The following is a 17,936-nucleotide window of genomic DNA, read 5'->3' as shown; positions in this document are numbered from 1 at the left end:
AATTATAGAACAATTTCTCTAAATATACTTTCTTCTTTTATTACCTTTGCATAAACTTCAATATAATCTTTTAATCCACTCCATTTTATTTTTTCTCCCAATATTTCTTGAATTTGAAATATACCAGCTTCATTTGTAAGTAGAATTTCTATTTTAATTGGTTTATTCTCCCCTTCTTTTATTATAACTTTTTCAATTGATGCAGATGAAATAGAATGAATATCATAACAACCTTTTTTTATTGGAACTCTTGACCTTCCTTTTGTCATATCTGTCCCATCTGCAACGGCTACAACTCCTGCCTCAATTGTTAAGCACATAATTCCCTCACTATGTGAGTAGATAGCATGCAAAACTTCTGTGAGCATTTGATAAGCTTTATTTTCAGGATAGTATTTTTTTAATATGTCTATAACAATGTCCTTAGCCAAATAACTTGAATGAAGATGATGAATATCTCTATGGATAGAGTTTCCAATATCATGGAGATATGCTCCTAATAAAGTTATTATTATAGAATCTTCAAATGTTCCATTGCAATCTTTTACAAAATTTGGCTCTATTCCTCTTTTATTTAAAATTTTTAGCATTTTTATTGCATTGTTTGCAACTATTTTAGCATGAACTCTTCCGTGGTCATTATATCCTAACCTACCAACAGCCATAATATTAGACATCTTTAAAAATGTATTTATTCTTACATCCTCTAATAAATGGTTGTATATCTCCCTACTAACTCCTTCTAAATTTTCTAATTCTTCATATTCCATATTCTCTCACTTTACTTAATTTCACCTAATTTTACAGCATCTTTACATATACAACTTCTTTTAGGGAATTTATAATTAACAAAATCATCAACAATTTTTAAAATCTTCTCTTCCATCTCTTTTAAAGTTTCAAATACTTCCTCAACAGTTAAAATATTTTTAGAGATTCCACAGGCATAGTTTGTTATATTACATAAAGATACATAGCACATCTCCAACTCTCTTGCTAATACAACCTCTGGATAAAGTGTCATTCCTACAACATCTCCCAAAGTTTTGTAGAATCTAATCTCTGCCTTTGTTTCAAATCTTGGACCTTCTGTGCAGATGTATATTCCTTCTTTATATTCAAATTTGTTTTTATCTAAAATCTCTTTTAATATATTTGTTAGTTCAGGACAGAAAGGATGTGTTAAATCTATATGAACTACTCTTTTATTGTAAAATGTTTCTTCTCTCTTTTTAGTGAATTCCATAAAATCATTAGGAATTAAGAAGCTTCCTGGAGGTATATCTTCTTTTAAAGAGCCAACAGAATTTATTGCTAAAATTCTCTCTACACCTAACATTTTTAGAGCATATATATTAGCTCTAAAATTTATTTTATGAGGAGGAATGTTATGTTTTTCCCCATGCCTCAATAACAAAACAATATTGTCATCTCTCATAACCTTAGCTTTTCCATATGGAGTAGTTATCTTCTCTTCTCTTTCTAATTTTAACATCTTGTTTATTCCAGTTCCACCAATTATAGCAATCATATTTATATCCCTTATTAATATTCTTCAATCTTTGTTTTGGTTAATCTTTTGAATCCATTTTTCTTTATTAAATATAAATCTTCTATTCTCACACCAAACTTATTTTTTATATATAAACCTGGCTCAATTGTAATAACCATATTCTCCTTTAACTTAAAATCCTCTCTGAAATTAGGAAGTTCATGGACTTCCAAGCCAACTCCATGTCCTAATGAATGGATAAAGTATTTTTTATAATTTCCAAAATAATTATTCACTAATTCAGTCAAATATTTTGTTGATACCCCTTCTTTTAAGTTGTCTTCAACTAAACATTTAGCTTCATAAACCAACCTATAAATTTTTTTCATTTCACTATCTTCTTTTAATATATAAGTTCTTGTTATATCTGAACAGTAACCTTCAAAAACTGCTCCACAATCCACTAAAAGAATATCTTCTATCTTCCTATCTTCTGGGAGTGCATGAGGAAATGAAGTTTTCTCTTTTGAGATAACTATTGTATCAAAAGCAGGCTTTAAAGAGTTGTTTATTTTCATTCTATATTCTATTTCCCCAGCTAATTCAATCTCTTTCTTATCAAAATCCAAATTTTTTAAGGAATTACTAACTATTTCAGCAGATTTTTTTATCTTTTCTATCTCATCCTTTTCTTTTATCATCCTCATCTCTTTTATTTTTTGAGATATTGTTTTATACTTATTTAAATATTTTAAAAATTTAATTGGTAGTTCTTCCTCTACACCATCTACATCTTTAAAAATATCTTTCCAATCTTTGAATTCTCTAACTTCTATATTGTAAGTTTCAGCTAAATCTTTATTCAACTTACCAACATAAAGATAAGGTTTATCTTCAAAAACTAAAACTCCAAAACTTGGAAAATATCTTCCTAAAAAATAGTTTATATTTTCTTTCTTTAAAATAACAGCTTTTTTTATATTTTCTTCTTCCATATATTTTATAAATTTTTCACATCTATCCATTTTCTCAACTTTTCTAAAACTTTTTCTTTCTTTTCTTCTATAAAAATAGTTTTTAAATTAGATTTTTCACCTTTAATAATCTTAGCTTTTCCAAAGTTATTAGAAAAGAATTTTATAAGCTCTTTATTAGCTTTTCCATCTACTGGTGGAGATTTAACTTTCACAATAATTCTTTTTCTCCATTCATTTATCTTATATATTTCAGTTTTCTTTGCATTGGCTTGAACTTCAATATCTAACAACACTCCTCCTTCACATTCTTTTAGCATTCTTCCACTCTTCTATTGGTATGGAGTATTTGTTTTCATACATCTCTCTATATAACAAATTGTAAGAACAGAATGGAATTATTTTTCCATCTGGTAGAGCATAGTGTATAACACATCTACTAACTCTATCAATGTCAAAGTTATATCCATCCATAAAGTGCATACATCCAATCATTAACATCTTATGATGTAGTTTAACAGCAGCAGAATAATCTCCTTTTAAAGTATTGACTAATAGGTTTAGCATTTCTCTCATATTTAGGCATTTTGGAGCTTTTTCAAAATCAATAAATCTTTTAATTTTTATTAATAACTCTCCCAATACCTTTAACTTATTGACTTTTGAATCTAAATTCTCTATATTTTCATTTATAAACTCAATAAATCCCTCAACATCTAAAAATCTTGTTATTGGGATTATTTTTCCATCTTCTACAAATATGTATGTTGCTACTCCACAACAAGGATGACAAGATATAGCTACTTTATCCTTATTAATTAATTTACTTACAAATTTGGATATTGGATACTCAATAGATACAGGATAGAAATCATCTTTTAATATCTCTCCATTTGTTTGTTCTTCAACTAACTTTATAAAGTCAGGAATTGTTATTCTTCCTTTTAATCTTACTTCTTCATCAACTCTCCCAACAAAAGAAACAGGTTGGAAGTTAATTCCTCTAACAACATCAAAATTATCAACAGCATATTTAATGATATCTCCAACCTCATTATCATTAACATTTTTAACCAAAGTAGGAACTAATACAACACCATTAAATCCAACTTCTCTACAATTTTTAATAACTTTATCTTTAATTGGAAATAGATTCTTACCTCTTGCTATTAAATATGGTTTCTCAGATAAACCATCAAATTGTAAATAGATAGTGTTTAATCCTGCATCTAACAGTTTTTTAACATATTCCTTATCTTTGAGTTTTATTCCATTAGTAGCTAATTGAATATTTAAAAATCCTAAATCCTTAGCCAACTTTATTAGCTCAAAAATATCATCTCTAACTGTTGGCTCTCCACCAGCAAACTGTAAGTAAGGAACTCCTAACTTTCTTAGATTAATCATCATTTCCTTAATTTTTTCAAAACTTGGCTCATAAACTTTACCTGTTTTATTAGCATTTGCAAAGCATATTGGACAATTTAAATTACATCTATTTGTTACATCTATATTAACTAAAACACTCTCTGATTTATGATTTGGGCATAATCCACAATCAAAAGGACATCCTTTTTCAATTTTAGTTATTGGAGATTTTACTTTATTTGTAAAATAGTATTTGCTGAATTTTTTATATGTTTCATAATCTCCAAAATAGATATCTTTAAACTCTCCATGTTCTTCACATTTTTTTATAACATAAACCTTGTTATCTTTCTCTATTAATTTTCCTTTAATTCTTTTAAAACATATTGGACATATTGTTATAATATCTTTTTCCATATTTAAAACCTTAAAAAACTTTTAATTATAAAATTTTATTATTAGCTATTTATAAAGATAACTACTATCTTATGAATTTAAATTTTTAAATTAATAGATAAAAAATAGCTCATATGAATCTTTATCCTCCAAGAGGCTCGATTTTAACATTTTAACTTGAAGAAGAGGCAGATGATGGGAGAGATTATTACTAATTTCCATCCTCCAAGAGGCTCGATTTTAACTCATATAAAAGAAAAAAAGGAGATTTTCAGTTAGTTGATTTCCATCCTCCAAGAGGCTCGATTTTAACAGGAGGCACATTTTAGACATAATAACATTAACGACCTTCTCATATATAAGCTTTTCTACACAAAAATTTTTGAAGGGTAGGTTTCCCTATTTATTTATATACCTTTGAACTTTTATAAAAATCTTTCTATTTCCTATTAATCCAATAAAAATTTTTTATATCTAAAAACTAAACCAATTTATTAGAGATTTACAAATATTAGAAGAAACAACATAAAACACTAAAAAATCTCAATAAATTATATAATCAAAATATATAAAATATTCAAAATAATGACCCCCTCTGAATTTTCCTAAAAATCATTTAAATTAAAAATAACCAACTAAAATCAAATAAAATCAAAAAATAAAAATTTTTAGCGTGATAAATATAACCATAAAAATTTTAAATATAGAATTTAAAAATTTATTTTAAAGAAAATAAATTTAATTTTTGGTGAGATGTTATGGTACTGGAATTTCTAAAAAATCTATTCAAAAAGAAAAAAAATATAGCTTATGCAAAATCTCAAAGTGTTGATTTAATAGAATTAAAAAGGAATCCTTATTATATTGTTGCATCTGTTGAGTTGGGGAATACAACAACAAAATCAATAATAACTGCTACAAATATGGATACTGGAAAAACCTATATAGTAAGTAAGTATGTAAGAATGACAAGAGATGTTAGGAAGCCAAAAAAAGGAGAGAAGATTTTTGGTAAAACTTTATGGGGAGTTGAGTTGTCAAGAGAAGCTGTTGCTGAGATGGTTAGAGATGTTCTTTTAGAGAGTTTAAAAAAAGCCAACTTAACTATTGATGATTTGCACTTTGTTGTTAGAAGTACTGGAGTTACTGCTGGATTTGCTTCTCCTGAGGAGGTTGGTGAAGTTATAATAGCCTTAGCTCAAGGTTGTATGCTTGCTGGTGTCCCTCCACAAAAAATGACTCCTGCTATGACAAAAGACCAACTACCTAAACCTTTTGATAAATATTCTTTCTTAGATAAGATTATATTTGATGGGGCTGTAACAGGAGTTCTACCACCAACTGGAAAGGAAGTTGTTGCTAATGAAATGGAGGGAGAATTGGTAACAGCAGGAGTAAAAGTTGGTAGTAAATGGACTCATGTAGATTTTAGAAATCCTTGTATGAGTATTGATTTTGGGACAACATTAGCAGGAAGAATAACAAATGATGAACTACCCTATGCAAAAGTTATTGGTAATTTATGTGGATTAGCTGGAGCTATTGCAGATGCAATTGCAAGAGGTTCTGGAAAAATAGATGAAAAAACTGGAGCTGTTTTAGATTTAAAACCTGATGGAAAAGCAAATGAAGAACTTGCTAAGGAATATGCTGAAAAAATACATAAATATATAGATATTAGGAAAGTTCCAGAAGGAGTTAATAGATTTGGAACAGTTCCAGTAGATGTAGAAGCTGCTAAAAAGGCTGGAACTACACTTATAGGTTGTGATGTTGGAGAGAATGGAGATAAACTTTATAAATTAACAGAATTAGGTAAGGAGTTAGTTGAAAAAAGTAATATCTCTACTTTATTGTCATGTTTAGATTATGTTATGTCTGATGTAGTTTATAGATTGGTAGAACTTGCATACAAAAAAGGATTAATATCTGACAGAACTGCTGTTGGTGTGACTGGTAGAGCAGGAATAACAGGAAAAAAACCAGAGTTAATTTTAGAGAAATTAGAGAAGCTAAATATTTGGGATAAAGTAGAGGAAAATGTTGTATTTGTAGAAGATGGATTAGCATTAGGAGCTTCTGTCATGGCAAGGTGTATGAACTGTTTAGGTACTCCAAAAGTTCCTATTGGAGGAAATAGAGGAGGGCCATGTATATTAGGTTTAAGAATGAAATGGCAAAAAGAGAGAGGAATGATTAAGTAAATCTTCTTGAAATATATCCTCCAAACAATCCAATAAATAATCCTGATAGGAAAGATAATACTATATATGATATATTTGGGGGAATATTGCCATTTTCTTCAACAACCTCATTTTCTTCAACTACATAAGTTGGCTCTAATTTTTCCAATTTATAGTTTTGGGATTTTATAACATCCATGTCCATTTGAGCATAGTATGAGGAATATTTATAATACATAATTTTTGATAATGTGTCATTAAAGCTATTTGCATACTCATAATATGATAGAGCTGAGAGAGGAGTTATATTATAATATTCTGCCATATCAATTTTATTTTTAGCATATTTTTTAAGATAGTTTATATCTGAAAACATAACCAATGGAATATCTGCTTTTACACAAACATCTATACTCTTAGCTATAGATAATAGATAATCTCCATTGTCATAAGCTTCTTTTGCCTCATCTAAATCATTAAAGTTTGTAAATAAGTTAGGATACATACTTACAACATATCCATATACTGTCTCAGCATTATCTAAATACTGCTGAGCTAATACTCTTAATTTATTTTTATTTAGTTCTTTTCCTGATTCATTAGCTAAGTTTATCCACCATACAGCACTTTCAGCTCTCATTCTTGCATAGGCAGCATTTTCTATTGCATCTTTTATATCTCCATTGTAGTAAGATTTCCAAGCATTATTTAAGATATTTTCTGCTTCAAATATTCTCTCTCTTCCAGCTAAAACTTCTTCAAAGTTTCCAGTAGTTAAATTTTTTGAATAAACAAGTTTTTTATCTTTATCAATAATTTTTTGTGTTTGCAGAAGATAATCTCTAACAGTTATATCTCCTGAAAGATATTGGATAAATCCATCTATTTTCTCCAATATAATCATTGCATTGAAAGCTTTTGATGTTGCTGTATAATAATCTCCATTTAAATAAGCATCATTTGCCTCATCTAAAAGCTTTTTAGCTTTATTTAGCTCATTTGTTAAAAAATATTGATATTCATATCCAAAGTAGTAAGTATTTAAAATATTGCTAACTTTCTTGTATTTTTCATTAGCTCTATTTATAACCTTTAAATATAAATTTTTCATTATATTTTTATATTTCTCTTCAATTGCTGGATTCTCTGGATATTCTTTCATTTTGAATTTTTTTCCAGTGAAGTATGAAAGAGCTTCATAAATATTTCCTACTTCATAAACTTTAACCCCTAATTTCTTTCCAAACTCAACAGCATCTATTACTCTACCTTCAACTTTTATGTATCTTTGACCTTTTGGAATTAACATTATTGTACAGTTAGCCTCTTTAGCAGCTTCAATCTTCTCTAAAATTCCTCCTACTGGACCAATAGAACCATCAGGATTTATAGCTCCTGTCATCATAACTCTATGATTAATAGAGAGATTTAATAAATCTGCTATGATTCCAACACACATAGTACCTCCAGCAGATGGACCACCAACAAATGGCACATCACTTCTAACAGTTATATAGACATTATATTTGTTCATATTCTTTCCAGTAACTTCTCCAGCTACTTTTGCAGCTATTCTTGCAGAACCTTGCATATCCATTTGAGTTAAAGGAAGTGTATCCATAAAAACATGTCCAGTTCCATTAGAAACCTCTATATCAAAAGTTATTGGAACTCCTTTATAAGTTCCTGCTTCAGTTTCTGAAACAGCAGGAGCTTTTATAATAACTGCTAAATTTGAAGATATTAAAAAGAACAAACACAGAAATGCTAAAATTTTTTTCAAGTTATCACCTCAAAAATCTAAGCTAATAATTTTTTTATTTAATTTATTTTCAAGATACTCTTTAACTTTCTTTAAACCTAAAACCTCTGTTGAGTAGTGAGTGGCATCTACAACAACTAACTTCAATTCCTCAGCTAAGATTTTAGAGTGGTGTGTTAAATCCCCAGAAAGATAAACATCTGCTTTATTTGAGACATATTCAATATCTTTTTGAGATAAACCATAACCTGAGAGAACAGCTAATTTAAAATTATCTTTTATCTCTTTGCTTTTAACTAAAACATAGTTCTTTTCCAATTCTTTAACCAAATTTAAAAACTCATCAAAAGAATTCTCAAAAATTCCAACTCTCCCCAATCCATTATCATAGAGAGGCTCAACATCCTTCAAATTAAAAAATTCTGCCAAAGTATCATTTAATCCATTTTTGCATATGTCTAAATTTGTGTGGGCAGTGTAGAGAACAATATCCTTATCAGCAAGAAGCTTTAATTTTTTATATATTATGTTTGTAAATCTATTAACAGGATTTTTTAATATTGGATGATGAGTAAAAAGAAAGTCAATATCTAATTTATAAGCTTTTTCTAAAACCATTAAAGAGCAATCTAATGCAATTCCAATCTTCTCAACTTCTCTATCTTCTCTACCAAATAATAAACCAACATTATCTCCTTCAATTGCTAAATCTTTTGGAGCAAATTTTTCAATAACTTTTATTATATCCTCTGCTAACATTTAAACACCAGAAAAATTGTTAAAAGTAATTTATAACTATTAAGGTATAAAAAATTTTATTTTTGGTGAAAGTATGGCATTAGTTGGATTAGTTGGAAAGCCAAATGTTGGAAAATCTACTTTCTTTTCTGCTTTAACTGAAAAACCAGCTGAAATAGGAAATTATCCATTTACAACAATTGAGCCAAATAAAGGAATTGGATATGTAACTAAACCTTGTCCTTGTAAGGAACTAAATTTAAAATGTAGTCCCAAAAACTCTCTGTGTATAGAAGGAACTAGATATATCCCTGTTGAAGTTTTAGATGTTGCTGGATTAGTCCCTAAGGCATATGAAGGTAGAGGTATGGGAAACAAATTCTTAGATGATTTGAGAAGAGCAGATGCATTAATATTGGTTGTAGATGCCTCAGGAAAAACAGATAAAGAAGGAAATCCTGGGGAAGGTAACCCTGTTGAGGATGTTAAATTTATATTAGAAGAGATAGATATGTGGATTTACAATATATTAACAAAAAACTGGGATAAACTTTCAAGAAGAGCTCAACAAGAAAAAAATATAGTTAAAGCTTTAAAAGAACAGTTAAGTGGATTAAATATAGATGAGCAAGATATAAAATATGCAATAAGAGATTTAGATGAATCTCCAATAAAATGGACTAATGAAGATTTAAAATACTTGGCAAGAAAGTTGAGAGAAATTTCTAAACCAATTATCATAGCTGCTAACAAAGCAGACCATCCAGATGCTGAAAAAAATATTAAAAAACTAAAAGAGGAGTTTAAAGATTTTATAGTTGTTCCAACATCTGCTGAAATAGAGTTGGCTTTGAAAAAAGCAGAAAAAGCTGGAATAATAAAGAGGATTTATAAAGAGGATAGAGAAGATTTTATAATATTGGATGAATCTAAATTAAATAATCAAATGAAAAAAGCATTTGAATTTATTAAAGAATTTTTAGATAAGTATAAAACAACAGGAGTAAGAGAATGTCTAAATAAGGCATACTTTGATTTATTGAATATGATTGTTGTCTATCCAGTTGAGGATGAAAATAAATTTTCAGATAAACAAGGAAATGTTTTGCCAGATGCTTATTTAGTTAAAAAAGGAACAACTGCAAGAGAACTTGCTTATAAAATTCATACTGATTTAGGAGAAGGATTTATTTATGCAATTAATGCAAGAAACAAAATGAGAATTTCAGCAGATTATGAATTAGAGGATGGAGATATTATAAAAATTGTCTCTGCTAAGTAGATAAGAATACACTGTGCCCACTACGGGGCACAGTAAAAATAAGTATTACACCCTACCCACTATGGAGTAGGGTTATAATAATTTAACTCTAAAATTCTATATATAGGTTACTTTTATTAATATTTTTAATGTATAATATTAATTATTCTAATTAAGTTTTCTTGCTTTCATATATCCTTCCTTAGATTTTGGTATGAGAAAATTAAGGAAAAGTAATGCTAATTTTTTTGGAGATTTTAGTTGTTTGTTCGTATTTGTGTAGTTTTAGGTTTGGATTGGTTTTTGATTATGTTAAATAAGTCCTAATTATCGAGATTTTTAGCCACGGTTGTGCAAGTTGATATATAAAATACTATGCACAAATCTTCTTGCTTTTATGGATATTTTAATAATTATCCAGTTAAGAAAAATAAGGTGAAAAATGAAAGATTTATATGGGTAGTTCGGACATAAAATAAGGATGAACAGCAAGGGTCTAAATCGTTAGTCCATTAAAACAAGGACAATACTCAAAATATAACCTTAAATTATTTTATTATTTTTTTAGTCTCTTTATAAAACTCCTCAATAACAGAATTAATATCAAAATCTTTTCCTTTATATTTCTTCAAAAAAGATTTTCTTAAATTAACAACTCTTTCTATGTCTTTATTATCCAATCTATATTTTTTTATTATTTCTCCAACAGCTTTTCTTAGGTTTTTATCTAATAAATCCAAATTTTTATTTTTTGTATTGTTATTTATTTTGTCTATATTAACAACTTTATGTTCCTTACTTTTATCAATCAATTTTTTAGCTATCTCTTTATAATCTATACTTTGAGTTGTATCTATTGTTAAAAAAGCTTTGTCCCACTTATATTTTTCACCAGGAACATCAAATTTATTGTATATCTTTAAAATAACTTCATTAGGTATCTTTTCTCCTCTTTTTTTGTTTCTATCTAATAAAATATTTAAAGGGGCATGTAAATAGATAATTGCATAAGGTTTGTTATGCTTTTTAGCAATATTAATTAAATCTCTTCTAATAGAATTGTAGTAGTTTGTATCATCAACAATAACCCAATACTTAGATAGAGCTTTATCAATTAAATAAAAAGTTTCTTTTTTAATAAATTCTTCATATTCTTCCTTCCATGTTGGAAAACTCTCTCTTAGTAAATCTGTTCCTAAGATAACTACATCAATCCCTTTTTCAGCTAAAATTTTAGCTAATTTTTTGGAGAATGTTGATTTTCCTACAGCAGGAAGTCCAACTAATATAATTAGCATACTCTCAACACTATAAAAATATAGTTAATTTTATAGCTTTATGAGGACATGACTCAAAACAACAGTAGCATCTTATACATTTATTGGTTATTTTATAGTTTTTTGTTATTGCATTTACAGGGCACACTTTTCTACAAATTCCACATCTCTTACATTTACTTTTTACAATTTTTGGTTTATATGTCAATAGATTAAAGAGCATTTTTATTATAAAGGGAGGTAATGGTAATAAAGAGGTTATAGGTTTCTTAAATTTAACTGGTTTAATCTCTCTAAAATTGTATATTTTGTTGTCTTCAATAACAACCAAATCATTAAAGTTTTTTAATAATCTATTTGTTAAAATCTTTTCAGGATTATAACCAATATAGTAAGTTGTAAAGTAATCAACAGCAACTGGATTTTTTGATGCTATAACTACTCCTAAATTTTTTGGATTTCCTGCTGAAGGTCCATTTCCTTCTAATGCACATATTCCATCCATTATAGTAATAATTTTTTTATCTTTATTTATGAATTTATAAAAATCAGCTAAAAACTTACAAAAATCTACCTCTGATGGATAATAACTATGAATCTTTCCTTTTAATCCTCCTGGGATTAATCCATATAGGTTTTTTACAGCTCCTGTAAATTTTGTTAAAACATGTGTCTTTAACTTAGGTAAATTCAAAATATAATCTGCATTAAAATAGCTCTTTGGTAAGAGAACATCAACTCCACATATATTTACTTTTTTTGATTTATCTTTTTCAAAAGCTATACATTTTATTCCATATTTTTCACAAACTTCTTTAATCCCACTAACATTTAAAGCTTTTTCAGTATTGTAAGCAGAAGAATCTCCTACAACAATATTAACATCTTTATTTAATAGATAGTCAAGAATCCACTCTAAAAATTTAGGATGTGTTGTAACACATTTTTCAGGAAGAAAAGCTCCTAAAATGTTAGGTTTAATCAATATATTTCCTTCAATATCATTTAAAATATTGTCAAGATAACTTTTATGAAATTTTAACTCATCATAATCTTTAATTTTAAGTAGATAAACTTTCATACTTATTCATCTTTTTTAACTTTGAACTCTAAAACTATGCCTTCTCCTAACCTATAAAAATTTTTTAGTTCTAATTTAACTGCTTCATCAACAGTTTTAAAACCTTCTCCATCAACATAACTAACAGCTTTTCCACCAAAAATCATGGGAGCAATATATACAGAAACCTCATCAACTAAACCCTCTTTAAACATTCCCCAGTTTAATGTTCCTCCTCCTTCTAACAATATAGATTTAATTCCTCTCTTATATAGCTCTTCCATTAGTTTTTTTAAATCTACTTTTTCTTTTCCACAAATTATAACCTCTACATTCTCTATCTTTGAAAGTTCTTTTAATTTTTCTTTATCAGCTTTTTCAGTAGTTGCTATAATTGTTTTTGCTTCTTTATTTAGTACTCTTGCATTGAGAGGAATTCTTAACTTACTATCAACAACAATTCTAACTGGATTTTTATTTGATTTAATTTTATGGACTGTTAATCTTGGATTATCCTTTAAAACTGTTCCAATACCAACCATTATTCCATCTACTTTTTCTCTAATTTTATGTACTCTTATTAAATCTTCTTCACATGAAATCCTTGAATCCCCACCAACAGTGGCTAATTTTCCATCTAAACTCATTCCTACATTTGATATAACATAAGGTTTCATAAATCTTCACTTTTAAAGTTTAAATCTTCTTTTTGCTTTTCTATGAGCCCAACAGTTAATACACACTCCAACTGGAAGAGATGCTGTATGACATCCAGCTATCTCTATAAATACATCTAAGGCAGTTATCTTTCCACCTAAACCCATAGCTCCAATTCCTAACTCATTAATTTTGTTTAATAGTTCAATCTCTAAATTAGCTATTTCTTTATCTTTATGTCTCTCTCCAATATTCCTTAAAAGAGCTTTTTTAGCTAATTTTAAAGCTAAATCAGATGTTCCACCTATTCCTATTCCAACAACTATTGGAGGGCATGGCTTACCTAATGCATCTCCAACAACATTTAAAACAAATTTTTTTATTCCTTCCAAACCATCAGATGGTTTTAACATCTTTAAAGAAGAGATATTTTCACTACCTGCTCCTTTTGGGAATACTGTTATTTCAATTTCTCTATCTAAATTTTTATCAAAATCAACATTAATAAATGGAGATGATAATCCAACATTTCCAATATTTTCTCTTGTTATAGGATGGACAACATTAGGCCTTAAAGGAATCTCATCTGTTGCTTTTTTTACACCTTCTTTTATTATCTCAAATATTTTAAACAATTCATTTGTATTTATATTTCTCCCAACTTTTAAAAAGACAATAGGAACTCCTGTATCTTGACATAGAGGAACACAATCACTTTCAGCTATTTTATTATTTTCAATTATTGCCTTTAATGTTTCTTTTGATAATTTCCCCTCTTCTTTTTCATAAGCTTCATTTAAAGATTTTTTTACATCCTTTGGGAGATAAATTACAGCTTCTCTAAATAATTCTACAATATCATCAACAGTAATGATAATTTCACCTTTCAATTCTTTTTAATAGCTCTTTTGGATAATCCAACAATGTCTTTTCCAACTCTCTATTTGTTAATCCTGCTCCTAAACCTACTTTTTTGGCAAAGTCATAGGTTATTAAATCTGAAGGAGAATGGGCATCTGTATTAATTAAAGTTTTTAATTTATGCTCTCTTGCCACATTAACAATATAGCCATTTGTTAAAGAATGTCCTCTTCTTGCAGATATTTCAACAAAAATATTGTTCTCTTTTAAATTGTTAATTGTGTCTGTATCTAAAAATCCTGGATGTGCTAAGATATCTACATCCTCAGAAATAGATGCATAGTAATTAGTCTTTTCTTCAACTGGCTCAACAATTGTTTCTCCATGAACTACAACAATCTCAGCTCCTAAATCTTTTGATTTTTTAGCTAATTTAGGAATAGATTTTGGGGGAATATGGGTAAGTTCAACACCAACAATAACCTTTATATCCCAATAATTTTTTAGTTCTTCCTTAGCCAATAAAACCTTTTCAATTAACTCTTTATAGTTACTTGCATCAGCATGGTCTGTTATAGCTATTGCTTTATAATTTAAATAAATAGCTCTCCTAACAAGTTCAGAAGGGATTAGTTCTCCATCACTAAAAACAGTATGTGTATGAAACTCATATCTCACAATTTCACCAAAAATTTAAATCTATGAATATATTGTGTTATAAAAATAAAATTATTTATTGTTATCAAACAAATAGTGCAGGGGCGGGGATTTGAACCCCGGAACCCCTTCGGGACCGGATCTTAAGTCCGGCGCCTTTGGCCAGGCTTGGCGACCCCTGCACGTGAGCAAAAATAATAATCACTATCCTCATATATAAACTTTTCGGTTTGAACATTATATGTTGTATTTAAATATCGTTACAATTAAAGATTAACTATTGTATATAATTAGGAAAGCTATTTCCGATATTTATGTATAAAAGAGCAACGCTAATTTTATATAATTCTTATGATAAAAAAAGATGGCACGAAGCACATAAAAGAGCTATTGCAAGAGCAGCTCCTGTATGTTATGCCTATGATTTCAACTTAGCTATTATGGACTTTCCATGTAAAAAAGAAGATTTAAATAATATAAATACAACTATTGGAAATGAAGGTAGCTATTTAAAAGAATTAATTGATAAAAATAGATTTTTTATTGTTGATAAATTTTTACCTCAATTTGGAATTCCTATTGCTACAACATCTAAACCAGAAAAATCAAAAGAAATAACTCCAATTGATACTGTAAAACTTTTGAAAAATAGACCAATTGGTCTATTTGTTGGTTTAGGTAGGCATGGACTACCAAAAGATATTTTAAGATTTTGTAAGTATCATTTAGATATAACTGAGAAAGGAGTATCCTTAGAAACTTGTACTGCTATTGGTATTATACCATCAACAATTTATTGGCTATCTAAAAGTTTTTAATAATAATTCAATAAATAATTTTTAATTCTCCTATTTTTTGGTGAAAGTTATGAGCATAGCAGAGGCATTAAAAGACGTTAGAATGGCAGAAGAAGAAGCAGTAAATAAGATACAACAAGCAAAAGAAGAAGCTGAAAAGATAAGGAATGAAGCAATTGAGGAAGCTAAACAAATAATAAAGAAAGCAGAGGAAGAGGCAAAAAAAGAAGTTGAACTTATGCTTAAAAAAGCTGAAGAGGAAGCTAAAAAAGAAGCTGAAAATATTTTAGTTGAAGTTGAGGATGAAAAAAAACAAATTATGTCTATTGCAAAGGTTAGAGTTCTATCTTTATCCTTAGATGAAGTTTTAGAATTCTAAAAAAGGTGATTTGTTGTGAGACCTGTTAGAATGAAGAAGATGAAAATGGTGATATTGGATGAATATGTTGATGATGTTGTAAGGGCCCTACATGAGGAAGGTGTAGCTGAAATTTATGATTTATCTGAAAAATTAGAAGATATTGAATGGAGAAATCTTATAAAACCTTCATCATCAGCACCATATATAAGAGATGTTACTTCATTAATGTTAAAAGTTAGCAAATATTTGGATTTATTTGAGAGTGTTTCTGAAGAAAGTGGTGGAATTAAGGAGTTATTAAATCCAAAACCACCAGAAAAGGAAAGAGTACCTAACTCTCATGAAGATGTTATGAACTATGTTAAGAGTATTGTTAATAATGTTGAGAAAGATTTAGAGGAATTGTCAAATAAATTAAATGAATTAGAAAATGAAAAGTCAAAACTTATCCAGTTAAAAGAACAATTAAAGTATATTTTAGGGATTGATGTTCCATTATCATTGTTAGGAGAAGGAGTATATACATATATAACAATTGGATTAATTCCAAAAAACAAAATAAATGAATTAAAGAATATATTGGAAAATGAAACATCAGGATATTCTGACATATTAGAATGTAAAGAGATTGGTGATGAGAACAACAAAAAAGTTGTCTCTATTGTAGTTGTTTTAAAAGAGTATTTAGATAAAGCTTTATCTATATTGAGAAAATATGAATTTGAAAGATTAGATGTTGAAGGAGAAGGAAAACCTGATGAAGAATATAACAAAATAGAAAATAGATTAAAAGAAATAGATAGAGAATTAGAAAGTATCAAAAATAAAATAAGAGATTTAGCTAAACAATGGAAGAAAAAGCTTTTAGTTGTTTATGAATTATTAAATATTGAGAAAGAAAGGGCTGAGGCATACAACAACTTTGGAAGAACTGAGAGAACATACTACATTGAGATGTGGGTTCCTGTTCTCTATATAGATAAAGCTAAAAGAATTGTTGAAGAAAAGTCTAATGGATACTGTGTAGTAGATATTGATGAGCCTGATGTTGAAGAAGATAAAATCCCAGTTATGCTAAACAATCCTAAACCAATTAAGCCATTTGAAATGCTAACTGAGATGTATGCAATGCCTAAATACAACGAAGTAGACCCAACAATCTTGTTAGTTCCAGGATTCTTATTGTTCTATGGTATTATGCTAACTGATGCAGTTTATGGATTAGCTTTGACATTAGTTGGTTTATGGATGTGGAAAAAGTTGGGTAAAGTAAGTGAAGGAGCAAGTAAATTAGGATATATTTTAACATTAGCAGGAATTGCTACAATAATTGCTGGAGTTCTAACAGGAGGTTATTTAGGAGATTTCTTAGATAAGTTCTTAGGAATTGATATCTATAAAATGGGATTGGCATTAGTTAATCCATTAGGAGCAAGTAATTATATACCAAATGGGCCAATAGCTATCTTAGCATTTGCTATAGCTGTTGGTATGTTGCATTTATTTATTGGGTTGATAGTAGGATTTAAAGAAAATATAAGAAGAGGATTAGTTGAAGATGCAATAATAAACCAAGGTATTTGGATTTTGTTGATATTGTCAATAGTTATTGGATTAGCATTGTATCCAGCATTTACAATAACTGTTGTATCATTCAAAATACCAATAGTTGTAATAGCTGCATTAATAATTGTCCTATTGGCAAGTATGTATAAAGGATTTAAAGAAAATGGAATTATGGGAGCTGGTTTAGGAGCTTTAGATATAACTGGATTTTTAGGAAATGTCCTTTCATATGCAAGGTTGTTGGCTCTCTGTTTAGCTACTGGAGGTTTAGCAATGGCTGTAAATATTATGGCTAAGTTAGTTGGAGAAGCCATTCCAATAGTTGGAGTAATTTTAGCAATAATTATATTAATAGGTGGGCATATATTCAACTTTGTAATGAATGGTTTAGGAGCTTTCATTCATTCTCTAAGATTACATTATGTTGAATTCTTCAGCCAATTCTATGAAGGAGGAGGTAAGAAATTTACCCCTTTCAAAGCTAAAAGAGAATATACTCTAACACAACAATAAAAAATTTTTGAGG

The 17,936-nt window shown here is 28.4% G+C and carries 17 protein-coding genes and 1 tRNA gene; 5 read left to right on the top strand and 13 right to left on the bottom strand.

Going from position 1 to position 17,936, the window contains the following annotated elements; all coding sequences use genetic code 11:
* Positions 1–2: 2 nt before the first annotated feature.
* The 5 genes from ACPB8Q_RS04245 to tes are packed head-to-tail and all read right to left on the bottom strand — an operon-like array spanning position 3 to position 4,251.
* Positions 3–770: an HD domain-containing protein gene (locus tag ACPB8Q_RS04245; RefSeq protein ID WP_423791949.1), complete on the bottom strand. Its 768-nt coding sequence runs from the start codon at positions 768–770 to the stop codon at positions 3–5.
* A gap of 11 nt (positions 771–781) precedes the next feature.
* Entirely contained in the window at positions 782–1,531 is a 750-nt protein-coding gene (gene mtnP / locus ACPB8Q_RS04240; RefSeq protein ID WP_423791948.1) for an MTAP family purine nucleoside phosphorylase, read from the bottom strand.
* Between the two features lie 14 nt (positions 1,532–1,545).
* Positions 1,546–2,517 (bottom strand): M24 family metallopeptidase, encoded by a 972-nt coding sequence (locus tag ACPB8Q_RS04235; RefSeq protein WP_423791947.1) that lies wholly within the window; start codon positions 2,515–2,517, stop codon positions 1,546–1,548.
* A complete protein-coding gene (locus tag ACPB8Q_RS04230) occupies positions 2,493–2,786 on the bottom strand; it encodes a DUF167 domain-containing protein (protein WP_423791946.1) in 294 nt (97 codons plus the stop codon). The genes ACPB8Q_RS04235 and ACPB8Q_RS04230 overlap by 25 nt, the downstream gene beginning before the upstream one ends.
* A complete protein-coding gene (gene tes / locus ACPB8Q_RS04225) occupies positions 2,770–4,251 on the bottom strand; it encodes a radical SAM protein (RefSeq protein WP_423791945.1) in 1,482 nt (493 codons plus the stop codon). The genes ACPB8Q_RS04230 and tes overlap by 17 nt, the downstream gene beginning before the upstream one ends.
* A 737-nt stretch (positions 4,252–4,988) precedes the next feature.
* Between tes and ACPB8Q_RS04220 the strand changes: the two genes are divergently transcribed.
* Positions 4,989–6,434 (top strand): methanogenesis marker 14 protein, encoded by a 1,446-nt coding sequence (locus ACPB8Q_RS04220; protein WP_423791944.1) that lies wholly within the window; start codon positions 4,989–4,991, stop codon positions 6,432–6,434.
* Here ACPB8Q_RS04220 and ACPB8Q_RS04215 read toward each other — a convergent pair.
* Positions 6,427–8,196 (bottom strand): S16 family serine protease, encoded by a 1,770-nt coding sequence (locus tag ACPB8Q_RS04215; protein WP_423791943.1) that lies wholly within the window; start codon positions 8,194–8,196, stop codon positions 6,427–6,429. The two genes, ACPB8Q_RS04220 and ACPB8Q_RS04215, sit on opposite strands and share 8 nt — an antisense overlap.
* 9 nt (positions 8,197–8,205) lie before the next feature.
* Positions 8,206–8,934, bottom strand: a complete 729-nt coding sequence (locus ACPB8Q_RS04210) for a Nif3-like dinuclear metal center hexameric protein (RefSeq protein WP_423791942.1) — start codon at positions 8,932–8,934, stop codon at positions 8,206–8,208.
* 73 nt (positions 8,935–9,007) lie between these two features.
* Between ACPB8Q_RS04210 and ACPB8Q_RS04205 the strand changes: the two genes are divergently transcribed.
* Positions 9,008–10,195 carry a redox-regulated ATPase YchF gene (locus ACPB8Q_RS04205; RefSeq protein ID WP_423791941.1) on the top strand — a complete coding sequence of 396 codons (1,188 nt, stop codon included), beginning with the start codon at positions 9,008–9,010 and terminating at the stop codon, positions 10,193–10,195.
* 527 nt (positions 10,196–10,722) lie between these two features.
* Here the strand turns inward: ACPB8Q_RS04205 and pstK are convergent.
* From pstK to ACPB8Q_RS04175, 6 genes are all read right to left on the bottom strand, one after another.
* On the bottom strand, positions 10,723–11,472 hold the full coding sequence (gene pstK / locus ACPB8Q_RS04200; RefSeq protein ID WP_423791940.1) for an L-seryl-tRNA(Sec) kinase: 750 nt from the start codon (positions 11,470–11,472) through the stop codon (positions 10,723–10,725).
* A gap of 10 nt (positions 11,473–11,482) precedes the next feature.
* Positions 11,483–12,532: a DUF362 domain-containing protein gene (locus ACPB8Q_RS04195; RefSeq protein ID WP_423791939.1), complete on the bottom strand. Its 1,050-nt coding sequence runs from the start codon at positions 12,530–12,532 to the stop codon at positions 11,483–11,485.
* 2 nt (positions 12,533–12,534) lie between these two features.
* A complete protein-coding gene (locus ACPB8Q_RS04190) occupies positions 12,535–13,188 on the bottom strand; it encodes a 2,5-diamino-6-(ribosylamino)-4(3H)-pyrimidinone 5'-phosphate reductase (protein ID WP_423791938.1) in 654 nt (217 codons plus the stop codon).
* A gap of 12 nt (positions 13,189–13,200) precedes the next feature.
* Positions 13,201–14,058, bottom strand: coding sequence for a fumarate hydratase (locus ACPB8Q_RS04185; protein WP_423791937.1), 858 nt, complete (start codon positions 14,056–14,058; stop codon positions 13,201–13,203).
* Positions 14,048–14,707: a histidinol phosphate phosphatase domain-containing protein gene (locus tag ACPB8Q_RS04180; protein WP_423791936.1), complete on the bottom strand. Its 660-nt coding sequence runs from the start codon at positions 14,705–14,707 to the stop codon at positions 14,048–14,050. The genes ACPB8Q_RS04185 and ACPB8Q_RS04180 overlap by 11 nt, the downstream gene beginning before the upstream one ends.
* A gap of 76 nt (positions 14,708–14,783) precedes the next feature.
* Positions 14,784–14,868: transfer RNA gene (locus ACPB8Q_RS04175), tRNA-Leu, on the bottom strand.
* A gap of 132 nt (positions 14,869–15,000) precedes the next feature.
* Between ACPB8Q_RS04175 and ACPB8Q_RS04170 the strand changes: the two genes are divergently transcribed.
* From ACPB8Q_RS04170 to ACPB8Q_RS04160, 3 genes are read left to right on the top strand one after another with little or no spacing between them, the layout of a single operon-like run.
* Positions 15,001–15,504, top strand: coding sequence for a DUF531 domain-containing protein (locus ACPB8Q_RS04170; protein ID WP_423791935.1), 504 nt, complete (start codon positions 15,001–15,003; stop codon positions 15,502–15,504).
* 49 nt (positions 15,505–15,553) lie between these two features.
* Entirely contained in the window at positions 15,554–15,862 is a 309-nt protein-coding gene (gene ahaH / locus ACPB8Q_RS04165; RefSeq protein ID WP_423791934.1) for an ATP synthase archaeal subunit H, read from the top strand.
* Positions 15,863–15,892: 30 nt separating this feature from the next.
* The gene (locus tag ACPB8Q_RS04160; protein ID WP_423793406.1) at positions 15,893–17,923 is read left to right on the top strand and encodes a V-type ATP synthase subunit I; all 2,031 of its coding nucleotides are present in this window, start codon (positions 15,893–15,895) and stop codon (positions 17,921–17,923) included.
* The last annotated feature ends 13 nt before the right edge of the window (positions 17,924–17,936 follow it).

Origin of the sequence: Methanocaldococcus indicus (assembly GCF_049554935.1) — an archaeon.
Lineage (GTDB): Archaea > AGJL01 > Methanococci > Methanococcales > Methanocaldococcaceae > Methanocaldococcus > Methanocaldococcus indicus.
This window is presented reverse-complemented; position numbering and strand designations above follow the sequence as displayed.

Coding starts and splice junctions, on each gene's coding strand:
- ACPB8Q_RS04220 (WP_423791944.1), top strand. CDS start 4,989: ATGGTACTGGAATTTCTAAAAAATCTATTCAAAAAGAAAAAAAATATA.
- ACPB8Q_RS04190 (WP_423791938.1), bottom strand. CDS start 13,188: ATGAAACCTTATGTTATATCAAATGTAGGAATGAGTTTAGATGGAAAA.
- ahaH (WP_423791934.1), top strand. CDS start 15,554: ATGAGCATAGCAGAGGCATTAAAAGACGTTAGAATGGCAGAAGAAGAA.
- ACPB8Q_RS04230 (WP_423791946.1), bottom strand. CDS start 2,786: ATGCTAAAAGAATGTGAAGGAGGAGTGTTGTTAGATATTGAAGTTCAA.
- mtnP (WP_423791948.1), bottom strand. CDS start 1,531: ATGATTGCTATAATTGGTGGAACTGGAATAAACAAGATGTTAAAATTA.
- ACPB8Q_RS04235 (WP_423791947.1), bottom strand. CDS start 2,517: ATGGATAGATGTGAAAAATTTATAAAATATATGGAAGAAGAAAATATA.
- ACPB8Q_RS04205 (WP_423791941.1), top strand. CDS start 9,008: ATGGCATTAGTTGGATTAGTTGGAAAGCCAAATGTTGGAAAATCTACT.
- ACPB8Q_RS04210 (WP_423791942.1), bottom strand. CDS start 8,934: ATGTTAGCAGAGGATATAATAAAAGTTATTGAAAAATTTGCTCCAAAA.
- ACPB8Q_RS04195 (WP_423791939.1), bottom strand. CDS start 12,532: ATGAAAGTTTATCTACTTAAAATTAAAGATTATGATGAGTTAAAATTT.
- ACPB8Q_RS04245 (WP_423791949.1), bottom strand. CDS start 770: ATGGAATATGAAGAATTAGAAAATTTAGAAGGAGTTAGTAGGGAGATA.
- ACPB8Q_RS04170 (WP_423791935.1), top strand. CDS start 15,001: ATGTATAAAAGAGCAACGCTAATTTTATATAATTCTTATGATAAAAAA.
- pstK (WP_423791940.1), bottom strand. CDS start 11,472: ATGCTAATTATATTAGTTGGACTTCCTGCTGTAGGAAAATCAACATTC.
- ACPB8Q_RS04160 (WP_423793406.1), top strand. CDS start 15,893: ATGAAGAAGATGAAAATGGTGATATTGGATGAATATGTTGATGATGTT.
- tes (WP_423791945.1), bottom strand. CDS start 4,251: ATGGAAAAAGATATTATAACAATATGTCCAATATGTTTTAAAAGAATT.